The 19,845-nt window shown below is 65.7% G+C and carries 16 protein-coding genes; 9 read left to right on the forward strand and 7 right to left on the reverse strand.

Annotation, left to right across the window (positions count from 1 at the left end):
• Positions 1 to 28: 28 nt before the first annotated feature.
• The 7 genes from WC704_RS05640 to WC704_RS05670 all read left to right on the forward strand — a co-directional run bounded on the left by WC704_RS05640 (position 29) and on the right by WC704_RS05670 (position 11,796).
• Positions 29 to 1,558 carry a UxaA family hydrolase gene (locus WC704_RS05640; protein WP_372888930.1) on the forward strand — a complete coding sequence of 510 codons (1,530 nt, stop codon included), beginning with the start codon at positions 29 to 31 and terminating at the stop codon, positions 1,556 to 1,558.
• The gene (locus tag WC704_RS05645; protein WP_372888931.1) at positions 1,555 to 2,994 is read left to right on the forward strand and encodes a mannitol dehydrogenase family protein; all 1,440 of its coding nucleotides are present in this window, start codon (positions 1,555 to 1,557) and stop codon (positions 2,992 to 2,994) included. The genes WC704_RS05640 and WC704_RS05645 overlap by 4 nt, the downstream gene beginning before the upstream one ends.
• Positions 2,995 to 3,090: 96 nt before the next feature.
• A complete protein-coding gene (locus WC704_RS05650) occupies positions 3,091 to 3,885 on the forward strand; it encodes a 2-keto-4-pentenoate hydratase (RefSeq protein WP_372888932.1) in 795 nt (264 codons plus the stop codon).
• Between the two features lie 55 nt (positions 3,886 to 3,940).
• Entirely contained in the window at positions 3,941 to 5,248 is a 1,308-nt protein-coding gene (locus WC704_RS05655) for an MFS transporter (RefSeq protein WP_372888933.1), read from the forward strand.
• Positions 5,238 to 8,996, forward strand: coding sequence for a LamG-like jellyroll fold domain-containing protein (locus WC704_RS05660; protein WP_372888934.1), 3,759 nt, complete (start codon positions 5,238 to 5,240; stop codon positions 8,994 to 8,996). Before WC704_RS05655 ends, WC704_RS05660 begins: the two co-directional genes overlap by 11 nt.
• Positions 8,993 to 10,213: a DUF885 family protein gene (locus tag WC704_RS05665; protein ID WP_372888935.1), complete on the forward strand. Its 1,221-nt coding sequence runs from the start codon at positions 8,993 to 8,995 to the stop codon at positions 10,211 to 10,213. The genes WC704_RS05660 and WC704_RS05665 overlap by 4 nt, the downstream gene beginning before the upstream one ends.
• Positions 10,213 to 11,796 carry a family 43 glycosylhydrolase gene (locus tag WC704_RS05670; RefSeq protein WP_372888936.1) on the forward strand — a complete coding sequence of 528 codons (1,584 nt, stop codon included), beginning with the start codon at positions 10,213 to 10,215 and terminating at the stop codon, positions 11,794 to 11,796. Before WC704_RS05665 ends, WC704_RS05670 begins: the two co-directional genes overlap by 1 nt.
• Here WC704_RS05670 and WC704_RS05675 read toward each other — a convergent pair.
• From WC704_RS05675 to WC704_RS05705, 7 genes are all read right to left on the reverse strand, one after another.
• Positions 11,783 to 12,421, reverse strand: a complete 639-nt coding sequence (locus tag WC704_RS05675; RefSeq protein ID WP_372888937.1) for a tetratricopeptide repeat protein — start codon at positions 12,419 to 12,421, stop codon at positions 11,783 to 11,785. The genes WC704_RS05670 and WC704_RS05675 overlap by 14 nt on opposite strands.
• The gene (locus tag WC704_RS05680) at positions 12,418 to 12,825 is read right to left on the reverse strand and encodes a cytochrome c-type biogenesis protein CcmH (protein WP_372888938.1); all 408 of its coding nucleotides are present in this window, start codon (positions 12,823 to 12,825) and stop codon (positions 12,418 to 12,420) included. Before WC704_RS05680 ends, WC704_RS05675 begins: the two co-directional genes overlap by 4 nt.
• Entirely contained in the window at positions 12,822 to 13,349 is a 528-nt protein-coding gene (locus tag WC704_RS05685) for a redoxin family protein (RefSeq protein ID WP_372888939.1), read from the reverse strand. The genes WC704_RS05680 and WC704_RS05685 overlap by 4 nt, the downstream gene beginning before the upstream one ends.
• The gene (locus WC704_RS05690) at positions 13,346 to 15,349 is read right to left on the reverse strand and encodes a heme lyase CcmF/NrfE family subunit (protein ID WP_372888940.1); all 2,004 of its coding nucleotides are present in this window, start codon (positions 15,347 to 15,349) and stop codon (positions 13,346 to 13,348) included. Before WC704_RS05690 ends, WC704_RS05685 begins: the two co-directional genes overlap by 4 nt.
• On the reverse strand, positions 15,346 to 15,780 hold the full coding sequence (ccmE, locus tag WC704_RS05695) for a cytochrome c maturation protein CcmE (protein WP_033964859.1): 435 nt from the start codon (positions 15,778 to 15,780) through the stop codon (positions 15,346 to 15,348). The genes WC704_RS05690 and ccmE overlap by 4 nt, the downstream gene beginning before the upstream one ends.
• A 100-nt stretch (positions 15,781 to 15,880) precedes the next feature.
• Complete coding sequence (gene ccmC, locus WC704_RS05700) at positions 15,881 to 16,621, reverse strand: heme ABC transporter permease CcmC (protein WP_372888941.1); 741 nt, start codon at positions 16,619 to 16,621, stop codon at positions 15,881 to 15,883.
• A 63-nt stretch (positions 16,622 to 16,684) separates the two neighbouring features.
• A complete protein-coding gene (locus WC704_RS05705) occupies positions 16,685 to 17,176 on the reverse strand; it encodes a winged helix-turn-helix transcriptional regulator (protein ID WP_372888942.1) in 492 nt (163 codons plus the stop codon).
• A gap of 118 nt (positions 17,177 to 17,294) precedes the next feature.
• Between WC704_RS05705 and WC704_RS05710 the strand changes: the two genes are divergently transcribed.
• Positions 17,295 to 17,609 carry a hypothetical protein gene (locus WC704_RS05710; protein WP_372888943.1) on the forward strand — a complete coding sequence of 105 codons (315 nt, stop codon included), beginning with the start codon at positions 17,295 to 17,297 and terminating at the stop codon, positions 17,607 to 17,609.
• 116 nt (positions 17,610 to 17,725) lie between these two features.
• The gene (locus tag WC704_RS05715; protein WP_372888944.1) at positions 17,726 to 19,828 is read left to right on the forward strand and encodes a bifunctional (p)ppGpp synthetase/guanosine-3',5'-bis(diphosphate) 3'-pyrophosphohydrolase; all 2,103 of its coding nucleotides are present in this window, start codon (positions 17,726 to 17,728) and stop codon (positions 19,826 to 19,828) included.
• Positions 19,829 to 19,845 lie beyond the last annotated feature (17 nt).

The following is a 19,845-nucleotide window of genomic DNA, read 5'->3' on the forward strand; positions in this document are numbered from 1 at the left end:
CCAAACCACGAGCGGCTGAGGCACAGCAATGATACCGGTTACCAAAAAGCGAGCAACGCGCGTGGCAAAGGCCCTTCTGGTGCATCCCGACGACAGCGTCGTAACCCTGGTCGAGCCAGTACGGGCGGGCGCCGCCATTGCCTTCGACGCGCGCAGCGTCACCGCACTCGCCGACACGCCAAGCGGCCACAAGATCGCCATCGCGCCCATCGTAGCGGGCGCGCCGGTGCTGAAGTTCGGTTTTCCAATCGGCACGGCCACCATTGCCATTGCAACCGGCGCGCACGTCCATTCGCACAATCTCGCGACCGCGCTCGATGGGACGCTCGACTATCGCTTCGCCCCCACCGCCCCCGCACCGGTGCGCCAGCGCGACGAACCGATGACCTTCCAGGGTTATCTCCGCGCCGACGGACGCGTGGCCACGCGCAATGAAATCTGGGTCCTTCCGACCGTCGGCTGCGTTGCGCGCACCGCAAGCCGCATTGCCGCCCAGGCCAATGCCGCCTTGACGAGTGATACCAAAGCCGGAGTGATCGATGGCGTCCATGCCTTCACCCATCCGTTTGGCTGTTCGCAACTTGGCGACGACCTTGACGGCACGCGCAGCATTCTCGCCGCACTCGCCTGCCATCCCAATGCTGGCGGCGTGCTGATCGTCGGCCTGGGGTGCGAATCGAACCAGATCGACGCGTTGCTGCGCGAAATTCCCGAACAGCGCCGCCCGGTCATCCGCACGCTCATCACGCAATCGGCTGGAAATGAGATTGACGAAGGTGTGGCCAAGGTCGCAGAACTGGCCGATCTCGCGCGCAGCCATCGCAGCCCCGTCGGGCTCGACCGGCTGGTACTCGGGGTGAAATGCGGCGGATCGGATGGCCTGTCGGGGCTTACCGCCAACCCGCTGGTCGGCCGCATCAGCGAGCGCGTCGTTGCGGCGGGCGGATGCGTGCTGCTGACCGAAATCCCCGAAATGTTCGGCGCGGAACGCCTGCTCATGGAGCGCGCCGTCACCGAAAATGTGTTCGACAGTATCGTCATGATGGTCAATGATTTCAAACGCTACTTCCTCGATCATGGCGAGCCGGTGTCGGAGAATCCCTCGCCCGGCAATGTCGCGGGCGGCATCACCACGCTGGAGGAAAAATCGCTCGGCGCGGTGCAGAAGGCCGGGCGGACGCCGGTCTCCCATGTCATTCCTTATGGCGCGCGGATCGAGGGTACGGGGCTGACGCTGCTCGAAGCGCCGGGCAACGATGCTGTGTCCTGCACCGCGCTGGCGGCGGCGGGGGCGACGGCAATTCTGTTCACGACCGGGCGCGGCACACCGCTTGGTTTCCCCGTGCCGACGATCAAAATCGCATCGAACGGTGCGCTCGCGACACGCAAGCCCGGCTGGATCGATTTCGACGCAGGCGCGGTGCTGGAGCACGGTGTCGATCGGGTAGCGCAGGACCTCGCCATGCGCGTCTGCGAAATCGCCTCGGGCGCATCCACCGCGGCAGAACGTAATGGCGAGCGCGAAATCGCAATTTGGAAGCGCGGAGTAACCCTATGAAGCGGCTGAGATATGCCACACTCGACAGCGTTCCTGCTTCGATCGCGCGTCCCAACCGTACCGCGCCGCCGACCACGGGGATCGTTCATTTTGGCCCCGGTGCGTTCCACCGCGCGCATCAGGCGGCTTATATCGATACGCTGCTCGACAGCGAGCCCGACTGGGGCATTGCTGCAGTGTCGCTGCGCAGCGCGGGAACGGTAGGTGCCCTGGCTGAACAGCAGGGGCTTTACACGCTCGCGATTCGCGATGTCGCGCCCGGCTATCGCATCATCGGCGCCCACAGCCGCTTCCTGGGCCCCGCCGACGGGGACCAAACGCTCGCCCTACTCGCCGACCCGGCGGTGCGATTGGTGACGACGACGGTGACCGAGAAGGGCTATTGCCTCTTCGCGGACGGGACGCTTGACCTTTTGCATCCCGACATAGTGCATGATCTGGCTGGCCCTGCTGTACCGCGCAGCGTGATCGGCTGGATTGTTACCGGCCTTGCCGCGCGCAAAGCCGCCGGCGCCGCGCCCTTCATGGTGATGCCGTGCGACAATCTCGCCAATAACGGGGCCAAGGTGCGTGCCGCGCTGATCCGCTTTGCTCAAGCGCGTGCGCCGGACGTGGCGACCTGGATCACCGACCATGTGCTCGTACCCGGCACAATGGTCGATTCGATCACCCCGGCCGCAGACAATGCGCTCTATGCCGATGTCGCGCAGGCGCTAGGCATCGAAGATCACGCTACGGTACAGCGCGAGGCGTTTACGCAGTGGGTGATCGAGGATCTCGGCGATCCGGTCTGCGCCGCGCTGGGCCGCGCCGGGGCGACACTGACCGATAATGTCGCAGGCTATGAACAGGCAAAACTGCGTATTCTCAACGGGGCGCATTCGACGCTCGCTTATGTCGGGTTGCTGCGCGGCCATGCCAGCGTTGCCGAAGCAATGGGCGATGCGGCATTGGCGGGTTTCGTCGATGCGATGATCCGCGACGATATCATCCCGACCTTGCCGCGTGTCGCCGGGCTCGATCTCGATGCGTATCGCGCGGCGGTGCTGGCGCGTTTCCGTAACCCGGCAATCCTCCACCGACTTGAGCAAATTGCCGCCGATGGCAGCCAGAAAATCCCGTATCGGCTGGGCGACACATTGGCGGTGCACCGCGCACAGGGCCGGTTGCCGCGCCATGTCCTGGCCGCGCTCGGTTGCTGGCTCGGCTTTCTCCTGCAACGCGCCCACGCGGGTGTGCCAATCCTCGATCCTGCGGGCACAACGCTCGCCGAGCTTGCGGCAACCGGCGACGCGCGTTTGGTGCTGGCACGGCTGATCGATGCCGAACTGGGGTTTTCCAGGGCATTGGCGCGGGATTCGGACGTGACCGATGCAATCGCACGGGCGGCACAGGCGGCGTTCGATGGTGATTGGGCCAGCGTATTCGCCGCCTGATCGCGAAGGCGGGCGATCACCCTCTTGTCAATGACACCGGTTTCCCATACCCAGTCAACGAGGCCGTCCGAACGGTCCATGAGGGGATAACGGCACGTGCAGGCCAAGAAGCAGCAGGACAATATCGCGCGAGTCGCGACCGAATTCGTCAGTGCGCGCCGCAGCGCGTCCCCGCTTGTCGACTATCCGGGCACGATGCCCGCGGCACTGGCCGAAGCCTATGCCATGCAGGATGCCGCGATCGCACTCACCGACCGCACCATCGCCGGATGGAAGGTCGGGCGGATCAATCCCCCGCTCGGATGTACCGATCGCCTCGCCGGTCCCATTTTCGCCGACCAGACCTTTGAAGCCGGGGAAACCGCGCGCGCGATGACGGTTTACGCTGGAGGGTTCGCCGCCGCCGAGGCCGAATTTCTGCTGCGCATCGCCGCCACGCCCGACCCCGACAAGCATCACTACACGCTGGCGGAGGCCACCGCGCTCATCGACCGGGTATGCGTCGGCATCGAAATTGCCAGTTCCCCCTTCGGCGGCATCAACGATCATGGCCCCGGTGTCACCATTTCCGATTTCGGCAATAATAACGGGTTGGTGATTGGCCCGGAGGTGGCGGATTGGCGGGCGCTCGATCTCAATCAATGGCCCGTGGAATTGACCATTGACGGCGCATCGACGGGGGTCGCCACCGCCGCCACGATGCTCGACGGTCCCTTTGGTGCGGCGCGTTTTCTGTTCGAACTGATGGCGCAGCGCGGCATTGCGCTCCGCGCGGGGCAGTGGATTTCGAGCGGCGCCGTCAGCGGCGTCCACCAAGTCGAAATCGGCGCGCAAATCACGGCGATCTTCGATCATCGGCTGACGGTAGAGTGTAGCATCGCAGCCCAATAATAGCCCATACAATCCGGCAGAGGTTCGAAACAGGACCGCCGATAGGAGAAAGATGATGGCGACGGCGGAACTTCCGATCGACACCGTTTCCGGCAAAGCAGGGGAGCACGGTGCAAGCGCGATCGGGCGCTATCGCTGGGTTATTTGCGGCCTGCTATTTGCGGCCACCGCGATCAACTATGTCGACCGGCAAATGATCGGCCTGCTCAAGCCCAACATCTCGGGCGAATTTGGCTGGGACGAGAATGCCTATGCCGACATCGTCTTCTGGTTCCAGGCGGCTTATGCGATCGGCTATATTAGCTTCGGGTCGATCGTCGACCGGGTCGGCGCGCGGATCGGCTATTCGGTCGCCTTCATCATCTGGACGCTTGGCCATACGCTATGTGGCTTTGCCGGATCGACCTTTCAGTTCGCCGCCGCGCGCGCGGTGCTGGGTCTGGGCGAATCGGGCAATTTCCCGGCGGGCATCAAGGCGGTCTCCGAATGGTTTCCGGCGCGCGAGCGGGCGCTGGCGACGGGCGTGTTCAATGCCGGGGCCAATATCGGCGCTGTAGTGACCCCACTGATCGTGCCGGCGATCACGCTCGCCTTTGGCTGGCGGATGGCGTTCATCGTCACCGGCGTGGCGAGCCTCGTCTGGCTGGTCGCATGGATTGCGATTTATCGCCGCCCACGCGAACAGCCGCGCCTCAGCGCCGCCGAACTGGCGCATATCGAAAGCGACCCCGCCGACCCCGCACAGAAGATCGCGTGGACGCGCCTGCTCGGCTATCGCGAGACTTGGGCCTATGCGCTGGGCAAGTTCCTGATCGACCCAATCTGGTGGCTGTTCCTATTCTGGACGCCCGATTTCCTGTCCAAGGCCTATCATCTCGATTTGAAGAGCTTCGGCCCGCCCTTGGTGGTGATCTATCTGATCTCGGACTTTGGCAGCATCGCCGGTGGCTGGTCCTCCTCGCGGCTGATGAAGCGCGGCTGGTCGGCCAATGCCGCGCGCAAGACGACGATGCTGGTCTGCGCCTTTCTGGTGATGCCGATCTTCTTCGCGCAATATATCGCCAATCTGTGGGCGGCGGTGGCGATCGTCGGGCTGGCGACGGCGGCGCATCAGGCGTTTTCGGCCAATCTCTACACGATCCCGTCGGACATGTTCCCGCGCAAGGCGGTCGGATCGGTGGTCGGCATTGGCGGCATGGTCGGCGCGATTGGCGGCATGGGGATGGCCAAGTTCACTGGCTACATCCTGCAGACGACCGGCAGCTACACGCTGATCTTCGCCGTCGCGGGCAGCGTGTATCTGATCGCGGTCGGTGTCATCCATTTGCTCTCACCGCGACTGGCGCGCGTCGATGCGCTGTAAGACCGGGCTGGCGAGCCTGCTGGCCATCGCTGTCGCCACCCCGGCGGCGGCGCAGGATGCAAGCGGCCTGCTGTTCCGCGTTTCCGCCGACAACAGCCTGACCGCAGACGTCGCCTCAGGCGATCCAGTCCCCAATTTCCGCAGCGGTGTCAGCATCGTGCCCGATGGCGCGATCGGCGGCGCGGCGCGCTGGGCCGATGATGGCTATGTCGCGTGGAAGGCACCCGGCAACATGCGCGCGCAGCGCGGCACGCTCAGCTTCTTCTGGCGGCCGCGCGATCCGCTGGGCGTCGCGCCCTTCGGCATCTTCCGCGCGGGCTTTGCCGATCACAGCAGTTGGGACATGGCCTTCCTGCGGATCGACTGGAACGGCCACGGCTTCGATGCCTTCGTCACCGATGCGAACCTGTCACGCATCCGCGTCTCCTGGACGATCGGCAGCACGCCCGCTGCCGATGCCTGGAAACACATCGCCTTCGCCTGGGACGAGACCAAGGGCGTCCAACTCTTTGTCGATGGCCGCGAAGTCGCGCGCAAGGATCAAGTCGCTGATCTCGATTCGGGGCTAGACCAGTTCGGCCTCGCCGGGCGCGTGCTCTCCCCCCACCAAGTGCAGAGCCGCTACAATTTCATGCGCGGCAGCGATCTCGACGAGATTCGCGTGTACGACCGGATGCTGGCCGCCAGCGACATTGCCACGCTCGCCGACAAGCGTGATCCGGCCCCCGCCCCATTAGCGGACGCCACCGCCCGCCGCACCGCCTGGCTGCACCGTTATGGCTGGGATGCAGGCGCGCCGCCCGTACTCGATGCCCCCGTCACCGCCGTGCGCAAGGTCGAGTTCGCCGACGCCAGGGATTTGAAGGAATGGATGTGGAAGGGCGTCGACGGCATATCCGAGACGACCTGGCCCGGCGTCTATAACCGCTCCAAATTGCCCGGTCGCGACGATTATTTCGAGCTGCCCGACTGGAACGTCTATGTCGAAGGCGGCAAGCGCTATGATCTGACCGTCCCCCCCGGCGAGCGCTTCAACCGCGTCGAGATTCGCGGCGCGGCTTATGGCTCCTTGCTATGGTCGGACGGCGGCAAAACCACCACGCTCGCCACCCGCGCGCGCGGCACCGTCCGCAGCGTCAGCGCGGTGCCCGAGCGACAAGGCGGAACGCTCAGCTTCGTCAACACGATGCAGGAGCAGCCGATCCAGGAACTATGGGCCTATGACGTGAAGGCCGACGCGGAACCGGCGGGATCGTTCAAACTCTCCTACACCGTGGACGCCACCGCCTCGACCAGGATCGCCGCGCTCGCCAACCTCGAATCCTTCATCACCGGGCGTTATGCGCCGGACGAGCGCAGCATGGTCGTCGCCTTGCCCAGTTCCGGCATCAAGGCGGCGGTCGGCGCCGCTGCTGCGGGGGCTGGCGCACCAGCGCAAGCCCGCACGCCCGGCCTGCCGATCGTCCATATCCTGATCCCGGCCAGCCTTGGCGATGCCTATCCCGACAAGCCGCTGGCGCGCGCGTTCGATTATGGCTGGCAGAATCTGCATGACGAGCTCGATGGCATCGCGATCGATCTGCCCGCGCTCAGCGGCACCGGGCCGATCCCGCTCAACATCCGTGTGAAGGACCTGATCTGGCCCGCGCGCGACATGATCGACCTTTCGGTCAGCGTGCCTGCAGGCACGCCGCGCACGCTGTGGCTGGATCTGCGCGACCGCATCCTGTCCAACGACAGTCTCTATCTCAGCATCGCCTCGGCCCTGCCCGGCTTCGATGCTGCTGCACTCAATGGCGCGAAGATCCGTTTGGTGTTCAAGGATCGCGCCGCCGCTTTGCCCGAGCATATCGCCGACCGGCTCAACCAAGTGAAGGACAATTGGGGTTTTCTGGTCGAGGAGCATACCGCCTCCAAGCGGGCGGCGCTGTACGCGCGCCTGTTCGGGGACGTGACCGACCTGCTGCGCGTCGACCCCGACAATGTGACCGCGCGCCAATATTGGGCCGACATCAATTACCGCCCCGAAAACCTGCCCGCCATAACCCAGCCGACGCCGCCGCCGGGCGTCCCGCTCTGGGCGTTTCGCCAACTGGAAGACCTGAAGCTGGTGCGGCAGTTCGTCACGTGGTGGATCGACCATCGCCAGGTGCCTTACGGCGATTTCGGCGGTGGTATTTCCGACGATACCGATTTGACGCAGCAATGGCCCGGCCTCGCGTTGATGGGGGTCGAGCCCGACAAGATCAACGCTTCGCTCCGCGCCCTCGCCGATGCCGCGTACAAGAACGGGATGCGCGTGAACGGCCTTGGCTACATCACCACCGATGAGCTTCACGCTTATGAGGAAGGGCTCAACTCGGATGCCGAGCGGCTCTATCTCAACTGGGGCGAGCCACGCTCGATCGAGCGGCTGATGGCAACGACCAAGGCCTTGCAAGGCGTGATCCTCAAGAACCCGGCGGGCCACCTGCATTTCGCCAGCAACTGGTATGGCGGGCGTATGATGTACCGCGAGGGGGCGTGGGAATGGCAGAAACCCTATAGCTTCACCGTGCTGCACGCGCCGATCCTGCTTGGCTTGTATAATGGCAGCACGCCCGCGCGCGCGCTGGTGACCGGCGTGATCGACGGCTGGATGGCGCATGGCAAACAGGGGGCCGATGGCGCGCGGTCCTACCCCAATGAAATCAACTGGCGCAGCGATGCCGAACGTGTCGGCGATGGCGGCGGGGTGAGCACGCCGCTTCAGGCGAGCTGGGCGGCATGGCGCTTCACTGGCGATGCCAAATATCTCCGCCCGATCGAGGCACGGGTCGCTAAGAATGCGGCCGGGCTGGCCGAATTCAACGAAAACGCCGTCACCGCCTTGCCGGATGGAGCGGCGCTACGGGCGCGGGCGGCCAAAAGCGAAGAGCCGTTCGGCCGCTATGCCGCCTGGTCGGCGACGGGTGACCTCGACGTGCTGGCCACGCTGCATGGCGAGGCGATTGCCGACAAGATGCAGCATATGGCGATGCTGACCGAAGGCCATTGGTGGAGCGACCGCGTCGAACAGCCAAGCGACATCCTGCAGCGCGAACGGCTCGGCGGGATCGCGCTGAAGCGCAACCAGACCTGGCCGGGCAATACGGTAAGCTGGCGCTTCGCCACCCCGGGGGCGGCGGAACAGGTCGCGATCCTGCTGCCCGGCGCGACGCGCGACCGCTTCAAGGTGATTGCCTATAACAGCAGCGACCGCCCGCAAGCGGCGACGATGACGGCGTGGAACGTCACCGCCGGACGCTGGTCGATCGCAGCCGAACGCGGCGCGGTACCGGAGCGCACGACGGTGGCGCTCGAACGCAGCGCGTCGATCCCGCTGACCTTCCCGCCGGGCGAGACCGTGCTCGACTTTGCGCTGGTGACACCCACCACGCCGGTCGAAACCCGCCCCGATCTCGGCATCGGGCGCGATGATGTGAGCGTTGCGGGCCAGCGCGTCGCGGTCACTGTCCACAGCCTCGGCGCGGTGCCAACGACAGCAGGCCGCGTGTCGCTGTGGCAGCAGGATCGCAGGATCGTCAGCGCGCCCGTGCCACCGCTCCCAGCGCCCAGCGACCTCACCCCCAAAACCGCGCGGGTGACGCTGACGGTGCCCGCAGGCGCCGATCCGCAAAAGCTCTGCGTCCGCGTCGAACAGACCGATGGCACCCCCGAAGTCACCCAGCAGAACAACACCGTCGCCATCGCCGATCGCACGCCATGACAACGCGGCGGGCGCTGCTCGCCGGGGGCGCGGCGCTGGCACTGGCCGGCCGCGTTCGGGCCGCGCGCCCTATCTCCTTACGTGCCGCGCTCGATGCGGCGGCGGCCTTGCCGCACGATCCGGGTGCAGCGCTTGCCCTGCTGGCCGGATATGATTTGAACAGCCTTGGCACATCTGCGCAGCTCGACCTCGACACCGCCCGCGCCGGGCTGGCGATCGACCGGGACATAGTACAACGGTTCGCGGTCGACCCCCGCGCCAAGGGGCCACCGCGCAACCCGGCGCACGCCGCGCTCCTGCTCCGCCGCAAGCTCGGCAATGACGTCGATCCGCGCGCGGCGGCGACGCGGCTGGAGGCCGAACGCCGCCGCTGCGCCGCCCGCGCCGATGCGCTGTTCGCGCGGCTAGGGGTGGCGGGTGCCAACACCGGCGCGCGCTTCTCGGCCCTGTGGTACGGCCCGCGCTACGCTTATCCAAACCCCGACGCCGCTTTGGCCGATATGAACCGATGGCTGGCCGTTATGCGCCCGCATGTCCCGGCCTTGGTCGGCATGGTGCCACCCTGGTGCTTGAATGTCGCCGCCAATCCGCCGACCACCGCCGACATCGCCCAAGCCCATTTCGGGTATCGCACGCTGCCCACGCCCACGCAGCCGGGCGGCTATGTCCCCGATCTTCAGCGCCTCGCCGATCGCCCCGCTTTCACGCTGCCAAGCGTCGTCGCGCACGAATTGCTCCCCGGCCATATGGTGCAACTTCCGCTGGAAGCCGCCGCCGATCCGCACCCGCTGCGGCTCGACTATGCGCCGGGCTTTGCCGAAGGATGGGGCATCTATGCCGAACGCCGCGTTGCCGATGCGGGCCTGTACGCCGCCGATCCGCTGGCCGAACTCGGTTATTTGCACTGGCGGCTGTTCCGCATCGGGCGCGCGCTGGCCGATCTCGCCCTCCATCTCCACGGCCTTTCGCTGGCGGAAGCCCGCGCGCGCCTGGTCACCTGGCAGGGAGAACCCGCCTATTTCGCGCCGTTCGACGCTGATCTTGCCCGGATCGTGCAGGAGCCGATGACGCGCGCAGGCGAAATGCTGTTCGCGCTCGCGATCGAAGACGGCGCGCGTCGGCGCACGGGCCCGGCGCTGGCCCGCTACCACCAAGTGCTGCTCCGCGATGGCCGGATGCGCAGCGACGAACTGGCGCGCCGCGCCCGGAGGGTTTGATGCGCCTGACGCGCCGGGACGCGCTCGCCGCAGCCGGCGGCAGCGCCGCGCTGCTGCTGCCCACCGCCTCCGTCGCCACGCCCGACACCCCCGCCGATTACAGGCGCGGGCTCGATCAGCAACGCATCGCCGATCTCGGCGACGGGCGCTTCCTCAATCCCGTGCTGTCGGGCGACCGCCCCGACCCCGCCATCCTGAAAGACGGACAGGACTATTACCTGACCTTCTCCAGCTTCGATTCCTACCCCGGCCTGATCCTGTGGCATTCGCGCGATCTGGTGAACTGGCGGCCGATCGGCCCCGCGCTCCACCGCAACATCGGCTCGGTCTGGGCGGTGAGCCTCGCCAAGCATGACGGGCGCTATTTTCTCTACATCCCGACCAAAGCCGCCCCCAATACGATCTGGGTGATCCATGCCGACCGCATCGAAGGGCCGTGGAGCGAGCCGATCGATCTCGGCCTGCACGCGCATATCGACCCGTGCCATGTCGTCGGCGAGGACGGCTCGCGCTGGCTGTTCCTGTCGGGCGGCGACCGCGTGCGCCTGTCCGTCGATGGCCTGTCGACGGTCGGCGTTCCCGAACATGTCTATGATCCGTGGCACTATCCGAGCGACTGGGTGGTCGAGGGTTTCTCGCCCGAAGGCCCCAAGATCGTCCGTCACGGCGGCTATTTCTACCTCATCACCGCCGTCGGCGGCACCGCCGGGCCACCGACCGGGCATATGGTGATCGCCGCCCGCGCGCGCTCGATCCACGGGCCGTGGGAGGACTGCCCCGCCAACCCGCTGGTGCGCACGCGCGACCAGAGCGAGCGCTGGTGGTCACGCGGCCACGCCTCGCTGGTCGAAGGGCCGGCGGGCGATTGGTGGGCGCTCTATCACGGCTATGAGAACGGCTATTGGACGCTCGGGCGGCAAACGTTGCTCGATCCCGTCGCCTGGACCGCCGATGGCTGGTTCAAGATGACCGGCGGCGATCTGTCACGCCCGCTCGCCAAGCCCAAGGGCGGCAGCGCGGTTCCGCACGGCATGGCCCTGTCCGACGCTTTCCGGGCCCCGGCGCTCGGTACGCGCTGGAGCTTCTTCCGCCCACGCCCGAATGAGGCCGATCGCCTGTCGATCGCCAACCGCACGCTGACGCTCACCGCCAGCGGCAGCGCGCCGGTCGATTCGGCACCGCTACTGCTGATCGCGGGCGACACCGCTTATCGCTTTGAGGTCGACATCGAAATCGAGCACGGCACCACCGCTGGGCTCCTGCTCTTCTACGACGATCACCTGTATTGCGGGCTCGGTTTCGACCAGCACCGCTTCGTCACCCACCAATATGGGCGGGAGCGCGGTCGCCCGCACAATCCGCATGGGGGCCGGATGCGGCTGCGCATCACCAACGATCGCCACATCGTAACTTTCGACACCAGCGGCGATGGCGGCCACACCTGGAAGCGCTTCGACCGAGGGATGGAAGTGTCCGGCTATCACCACAATGTGCGCGGCGGCTTTCTGATGTTGCGACCGGGCGTTTACGCGGCGGGCACGGGCGCCGCGCGCTTTCGCGACTTTCGCTTTACCGCTTTGTAGCGTGCGCTGCCGACGCCCTCAGGAAGCGATCGAGCAACACCACCCGTTCGGCAATGTCCGCACGATACGACGCGCCCGGCGGTGTCACCGCCAGCGCATAGCGCCAGGCCGGGCGCGCCGCCGGCAAATCTCCGGCATCGACATAGGCCAGGCCCAGGAAGAACAAGGGTCCGGGCGTTTCGGGTGCGAGCAGTACTGCGCGGCGAAACGCGAACTTCGCCGCAGGGGACACCGTCCGGTCATGCAGCGCGAAGGCATAGCCTAGCGCGGTCCACAACGCCGCGTCGCGCGGCCGCAAGGCAAGCTCGCCGCGTAGCCCGTCAATCGCGGCGCGCGCGTCGCCATCGCGCAAGCGCGCGTCAGCGCTGGCCAGCGCCAGGCTGTCCGCCCGCGGCAGCGCGAACACCGCTTCGCGAAACGCGACCATGCCGGGGTCGATCACAATCGGCGTGACATCGGCTGCAACCGGCTTGCCTGCCACATGGCGCGGCCCCTGAGCGGCGAAACCCGCCGCCCCCAGCATCAGCGTCGCGCCCGCAATCGTCCACAAGCGTCGCGACACGCCCAGCGCCGACAACAGGCCCGCCGTAGCAACCCCGGCGGCGAGCAGGATCACCCAGTTCATGCGCGCCGCCGCTTCTTGAAGCTCGCGCGCGCCAGCCACGCGCCCAGCGCCAGCAGCACCAGCGGCGTGATCCATAAGGGCGCGGTCAGCGCGCTGAGCGGCGGATCATAGCTGACATAGTCCCCATAACGCGCGATCAGCCATGCGCGGATCGTCTCCGGGCTTTCTCCGGCGGCGATGCGCGTGCGCACCAGTGCGCGCATGTCGCCCGCCATCTCGGCATTGCTGTCGGCGATCGACTGGCCCTGACACACCACGCAGCGCAGCGTCAGCATCAGCGCCTGCGCCTGGCGTTCCTGCGCCGGATCCTTGAGCTGGACATTGGCGAGCGGCGCGGGCGGTTGTTGGCTGTCGGCAAAGGCCGGGCTTGCCACCAACAGCAAAAGGAATGCCAGCCGCCTCATCGCGCGTTCCTCACCGCCGCGATCAAGCCCGGCACTTCCTCTTCGCGAATATCGCCGACGTGCTGCAGCACGATCCGCCCGTCCCCACCGATGACGAAGGTTTCGGGCACGCCCGACGAGCCGAGCGCGAGCTGCACCGCGCTGATCTTGTCATCACCGATTGCGGCATAAGGGTCGCCATTGCGCGCCAGGAAATCGGTGATGGCGGCGGGCGTATCCCGAATTGCGATCGCGTCGATTTCGACCCCGGCTTGCTTGAGCTTCAGCAATTGCGGTGCCTCGGCGATGCAGGGAATGCACCAGCTTGCAAACACGTTGAGCAGCCGCGGTTTGCCCTTGGCGAAGGCGGCGGTCGCCAAGCCCGGCTTGCCCGGTATGATCGGCGGCAGGTTGAACTTTGGCAGCGGCTGCCCGACCAATGCGGACCGGATCGTGCGGTCGGCGGGCCGGTACAAGCCCCAGCCGATCACCGCGAACACGGCGAGCACCGCCACGAACGGCACCCAGATTAGCGGCCGCTTCATGCGTAGGCCTCGCGCAATGCCGCCCGCCGCCCGCGCGCCAGCCGCCCAAGCAGCGACAGCGCGCCGCCGATCGCGATCAGCGCGCCACCAAACCAGATCAGCGTCACGAACGGCTTCCACCACAACCGCAATTGCCAGCGCCCCGTCCCGTCGGGTTCGCCCAGCACGGTATAAAGCTGCCCGTCCCAGCGCGTTGCGATCGCCGACTCGCTCGTCACCGTCACCGGATTGGCGAAGAAGCGCGATTGCGGGCGGAGATAGAAGACCGCGCCATCATCGCCCCGCCGCGCGCTGAGCCGCGCCTCCAGCGCCGACCAATTGGGCCCGATCACCGGCTTGATCCCGTCGAGCGTCACCGTGAACGGCCCGACATGCTGCGGCTCCCCCACGCGCGCCGCGACCAAAGTCGCCTGCGTAAACGCGGTATCGCACGCCATCCCGGCCAGGCTCACCGCAATGCCGAGATGCGACACCACCATGCCATAGGTGAACAGCGGCGTGCGGCGCAGATTGCGCTTCCACAAAGGTGCCAGGCTCGCCGCCGCCAGCCCGGCGGACAGGGCCAGGCCGAGCATCGGCAGCAAGGCCACGCCCCCGATCGTCGCCAGCAGGATCAGCATCACCCCCGTCGCCGCGACCGGCACCGTCATCCGCCCGAGCAAGGCCGCCAATGTATCGCGGCGCCAGCGCAGCAGCGGCCCCGCCGCCATTACCGCGACCAGAACCAACGCAACCGGCCCCGCCGCCTTGTCGAAAAAGGGCGGGCCGACCGACAATTGCGTGCCGAACGCCGCCGCCACAATCGGGTAGAGCGTGCCGATCAGCACGATCCCCAGGATCACCGTCAGCAGCAGATTGTTGGCGATCAGCGCGCCTTCGCGGCTGACGAAATCGAAGCCATTGCCTTGCTTGACCGTGCCGACGCGCAGCGCGAACAGCAGCATCGCGCCACCGATATAGAGCGCGAGCAAGGCGAGAATGAAACTGCCGCGCGTCGGATCAACCGCAAAGGCATGGACGCTGGTGAGGATGCCCGATCGCACGAGGAAGGTGCCGATCATCGACATCGAGAAGGCAACCACTGCCAGCATCAGCGTCCACGCACGCAAGCCGTCGCGTGTCGCCAGCACCGTCACCGAATGCAGCAGTGCCGTCGCCGCCAGCCACGGCATCAACGAGGCATTCTCGACCGGGTCCCAGAACCACCAGCCGCCCCAGCCAAGCTCATAATAAGCCCAATAGGAGCCTGCGGTGATCCCCAACGTCAGGAAGATCCACGCGCCCAGCACCCACGGTCGCATCGCGCGCGCGAAAGCCGGGCCGACATCGCGCGTCACCATCGCGCCAACCGCGAAGGAGAAAGCGATCGAGATGCCGACATAGCCGATGTACAAAGTCGGCGGATGGAAGGCGAGGCCGGGATCCTGCAACAGCGGGTTGAGGCCGTTTCCGTCCGCTGGTGCCGGATCGAGCCGCGCGAACGGATTGGAGGAAAACAGCAAGAAGGCGTAAAACCCCAGCGCGATTGCCGCCTGCGCGCCGAGCGTCGCGATCAGCGTTGGCTTGGCGAGCGTGCGTTCGAGCACCGCCACCGCCGCCCCGGCGACGCCGAGGATCGTCACCCACAGCAGCATCGAACCTTCGTGATTGCCCCATGCGCCCGCAACCTTGTACAGCATCGGCTTGTCTGAATGGCTGTTCTCGGCAACGAGCAACACCGACATGTCGCTGCGCGCGAACACGGTGATGAGCAGCAGCATCGCCAGCAAAGCAAGCAACCCCTGCACCACCGCCACCGGGCGCACCGCCGCCATGATCTCATCGGTCAGCGCACGTTTCGCGGCGTCGCCTTCCTGTCCCGTTCGGGCTGAGCCTGTCGAAGCCCCCCGCGCAACGGACAGACGACTGGTCCGCCAAACCCCAAGCGCCGCCAGCACCAATTGCAGCAACGCGAGCGCTGCGGCGAACCACAAAGCGGCAAGGCCAGCTTCGGCGATCATTGTTTCAGCGTCTTGGTTTCGTGCATCTTGCCCGCAATCTCCGGTGGCATGTATTTCTCGTCATGCTTGGCGAGCAGATTGGTCGCGGTAAAGCTGCCGTCGGGGTTGAACGATCCTTCCGCGACCACGCCCGATTTCTCGCGGAACAGGTCGGGGGCGATGCCCTTGAAGGCCACCGGCACCGTCGCCACGCCGTCCGTCACGACGAAGCGCATCGATACGCCATCGGGCAAACGCTGGATCGAATGATCCGCCACCATCCCGCCGAGCCGCACCGCACGCCCAAGCGGCAAACCGTCCTTCTTCACGTCGCCCGGCGCATAAAAGAACGCCGCCTGGTCCTTCAGCGCCGACAGCGCCAAAACGCTCGCCCCGCCGACCGCCGCGACCGCCAGCAGCACCAGCGTCAGCCGTTGATGCTTGGCCTTCATCGTTTCTCGCTCCGGCGCATCGCCACGAAGCTCCACGCCGCCAGCCCGACCGCGACGACCCCGGTCAGCGCATAAGCGGCAATTACGAACGGCCAGGGGTTCATGCGCCCACCTCCACGACATGCGCCATGCGCCGCATCCGCGCCTCGGCCTTGGTCCGTGCGAGAATCGTGCGCATCCGCATCAGCACGATTGCGGCGAAGAAACAGGTGAAACCGCTGAGCGTGAACCACAAGGGCCACAGGATTGTCGCGTCGATTTTGGAGGAGGTGAGCCCGATGCTCTGCCCCTGATGCAGCGTGTTCCACCACACCACCGAATAGCGGATGATCGGCAACAACACCGATCCCGCAATACCGTAAATCGCCGGAATCCGCCCGTCGCCGCCGCGATCATCATCGGCGCGAGTCAACGCCATAAACCCCAGATAGACGAAGAACAGCAACAACATCGAGGTCAGTCGCCCGTCCCATTGCCACCACGTGCCCCAGGTCGGTCGCCCCCAAATCGATCCGGTGGCCAGGCACAAGGCAGCGAACACAGCGCCGGGCAAGGCAATCGCGCGTGCCGCGATCATCGCCAGCGGATGCCGCCACACCAGGAAGACGAGCGACGAAATTGCAATCCCGCTCCATCCGCCCATGCCCAGCCATGCGGTCGGCACGTGAATGTAGAGGATGCGCACCGTCTCGCCCTGAAGATAGTCGGGCGGAGTCCGCACCAGTCCACCCCAAATGCCGTACCCGATCAACAGCACGCCCGCCCAGAACAGCGGCAACGTCAACGGACGTGCCAGTTTCAGGAAACGCGCTGGATTGGCGAAGATGTGAAGGCTTGTCACGCGTCCCCGATACGCAAGATCGATCGACGAATCTACAGGCCGTTTGGTCGCATTGCCCGCACCTTATTCGGCGGCGCGCAGCACCTGCTCGCCATAATCGACATCCTCCGGCAACGCCCAGAGCAGTTCGGGCTTGGTCAGCACCCGGCCATCCCAGGCGCGCACCTCAATCGGGGCGATCGGGCGCATGTCGCGTTTATCGACCAGCACCGGGCTGGCACGGAAACCCGTTTCCCACCGCTCGCCCCACTGCCGCAGCGCCAGCATCGTCGGCAACAGCGCAACGCCCTTCTCGGTCAGTTGATATTGGATTTTGCGCCGGTCCTCCGGCATTGCCGTGCGCGTCAAAATGCCGTGATCGACCAGCCGCCCCAGCCGATTGGCCAGGATATTGCGGGCAATGCCCAGTTCGGACTGGAATTGTTCGAAATGGTGCAGGCCGTTAAACGCCGCGCGCAAAATCATAAAACTCCAGCGCTCGCCCATCGCCTCCAGCGCCGCCGGCAGGCTGCACTTCACCATTTCCCGCAAGGGCTCGCGGAGCTTTTCGTCCATAATCTCCAACCTTATCCCATTTTTGAAAGTCATGGGACTGAAATATACGTTTCTACTTGCAACTCGCATGTGCAGCATTTAGGTGGCCCTTAGCAACTGATTTATGAGGACTGTCGCCATGATTCGTACGCTCACCGCTGCCGCCGTTCTGGCCTCGGCCACTTTGCTCGCGCCGATGGCGGCCAATGCTGCCGATGGCGGCCCCTATTACGCCGCAACCCCGGTCACCGCCCCGACCAAGACCGTGCTCATCACCAACGGCACGCTGTGGAAGTGGAACAACACCGCCTTCACCGCCGCCAAGGGCCCGCAGCGCGACGGCATCGTGTGCGAATTGGTGGCGCAGCGCGCTGGCAAGCTTTCGGCCTTCACCGCGGCCGGTCAGGCCTTTGACGCCGATGCGCTCGCCAAGTGCAACGCCCGCGCCAAATAAGCATCCTCCCCGAGAGGTGAATTGCCCCTTCCGCGCCCGCGCGGGAGGGGCTTTTTTGGGCCTGCGGGCTAAACATGTTGCAAAGCAACAGCCTCCGACGCCATCTTGGGGGGCAGATGCTACGCCAATATGAACTCGTCGATCGGGTCCTCGATTACGATCCCACTGCCAATGAGGCGCTGCTCAACCGCGCCTATGTGTTCTCGATGCAGGCACATGGCAGCCAGAAGCGCGCCAATGGCGACCCCTATTTCAGCCACCCGATCGAGGTGGCCGGCATCCTGACCGACCTGCATCTCGACGACGAGACGATTGCGACCGCGATCCTGCACGACACGATCGAGGATACCGTCGCCACGCCCGAGGAGATTACGCGCCTGTTCGGCCCCTCGGTCGCGCGGCTGGTCGATGGCGTGACCAAGCTGTCCAAGATCGAGGCGCAGACCGAAAACGAGCGCGCCGCCGAAAACCTGCGCAAATTCCTGCTGGCAATGTCCGACGATATTCGCGTGCTGCTGGTCAAGCTCGCCGACCGGCTGCACAATATGCGCACGCTGCATTTCATCAAAAATCCCGACAAGCGCAAACGCATCGCGCGCGAGACGATGGATATCTACGCCCCGCTCGCCGAGCGGATCGGCATGTATGAATTCATGAAGGAGATGCAGACGCTCGCCTTCGCGCAGCTCGAGCCCGAAGCGTATGAATCGATCACCAAACGCCTCGCCCAGTTGAAGGAAGGCGGCGGCGACCGCATCGCCAAGATCGGATCGGGGCTAAAGCTGCTGCTGTCGCGCGCCGGGATCGAGGCCGAAATTTCGGGTCGCGAAAAGCATCCCTATTCGATCTGGAAGAAGATGGCCGAGCGCCATATCAGCTTCGAACAATTGAGCGACATCATGGCGTTCCGCGCGATCGTGCCGAGCGAGGAGGCGTGTTACGCGGCGCTGGGCGTAATCCACCGCCGCTGGCCGATGGTGCCGGGGCGTTTCAAGGACTACATCTCGACCCCGAAGCGCAACGGCTATCGCTCGCTCCACACCAGCGTGATCCACGCCGACAATACCCGCGTCGAAATTCAGATTCGCACGCACGACATGCATGAAGAGGCCGAACTCGGCCTCGCCGCACATTGGGCGTATAAGCAGGACCCGATGAACGGGCGCGTGCGGCCCGACACGCAAGTGAGCTGGATTCGCGATCTGGTCGAAATCCTCGACAATGCCGAAAGCCCCGAGGAACTGCTCGAACATACCAAGATGGCGATGTACCAGGATCGCATCTTCGCCTTCACCCCCAAGGGCGAGCTGCACCAATTGCCCAAGGGCGCATCGCCGATCGACTTTGCGTATGCCGTCCACACCGATCTTGGCGATCAGGCGGTGGGTGCCAAGATCAACGGTCGTGTCGTGCCGCTGCGCACGGGAATCGAAAATGGCGATCAGGTGCAGATTTTGCGCTCCAAGGCGCAGGAACCGCAGGCCAATTGGCTGAACTTCGCCATAACCGGCAAGGCCCGCGCCGCGATCCGGCGGCATTTGCGCCACAAGGAACGCGTCGAGACGCAAGCGCTCGGCCGCAAGATGTACGATGAACTCGTCTCGCGCCTGCCCGCCCCGCTCGCCGGCAATGCGCAGGCGATGGCGATGCAGCGGCTGAAAGTCGCGGACGAAGCCGCCTTGCTCGAAGCGATCGCGCGCCGTCGCTTGCCCGATGCGGCGGTGATGGAAGCGCTGATGCCGGGCTCGGCCGGGGCGGATGCGCTGCGCGACCTGCCCCCGCAATCGAGCGCGATCTCGATTCGCGGGCTGACGGCGGGAGTCGCCTTCGATCTCGCCGAATGTTGTCATCCCGTCCCCGGCGATCGCATCGTGGGCCTGCGCCGCCCCGATGCCGGGATCGAGGTGCATACGATCGATTGCCCGGTCCTGGGCGCCGCCGACGATGCCGATTGGGTCGATCTGTCATGGGGCGACAAGACCGAGGGTGCGACCGGGCGCATCTCGGTCGAGGTCAAGAACGAACCCGGCGCGCTTGGCACCATCGCCACCATCATCGGTGCGCAAAAGGCCAATATCGTCAACCTGCGGCTCGACAACCGCGACACCGGCTTCCACACCAATACCATCGATGTCGAGGTGCATGATGTGCACCATCTGATGCACGTCATCGGCGCGTTGCGTGCGGCGGACGCGGTCAACAGCGTGGTGCGGGTGTAACGCAGCCAACTCTAAAG

This window comes from Sphingomonas sp., from assembly GCF_041661885.1.
Lineage (GTDB): Bacteria > Pseudomonadota > Alphaproteobacteria > Sphingomonadales > Sphingomonadaceae > Sphingomonas.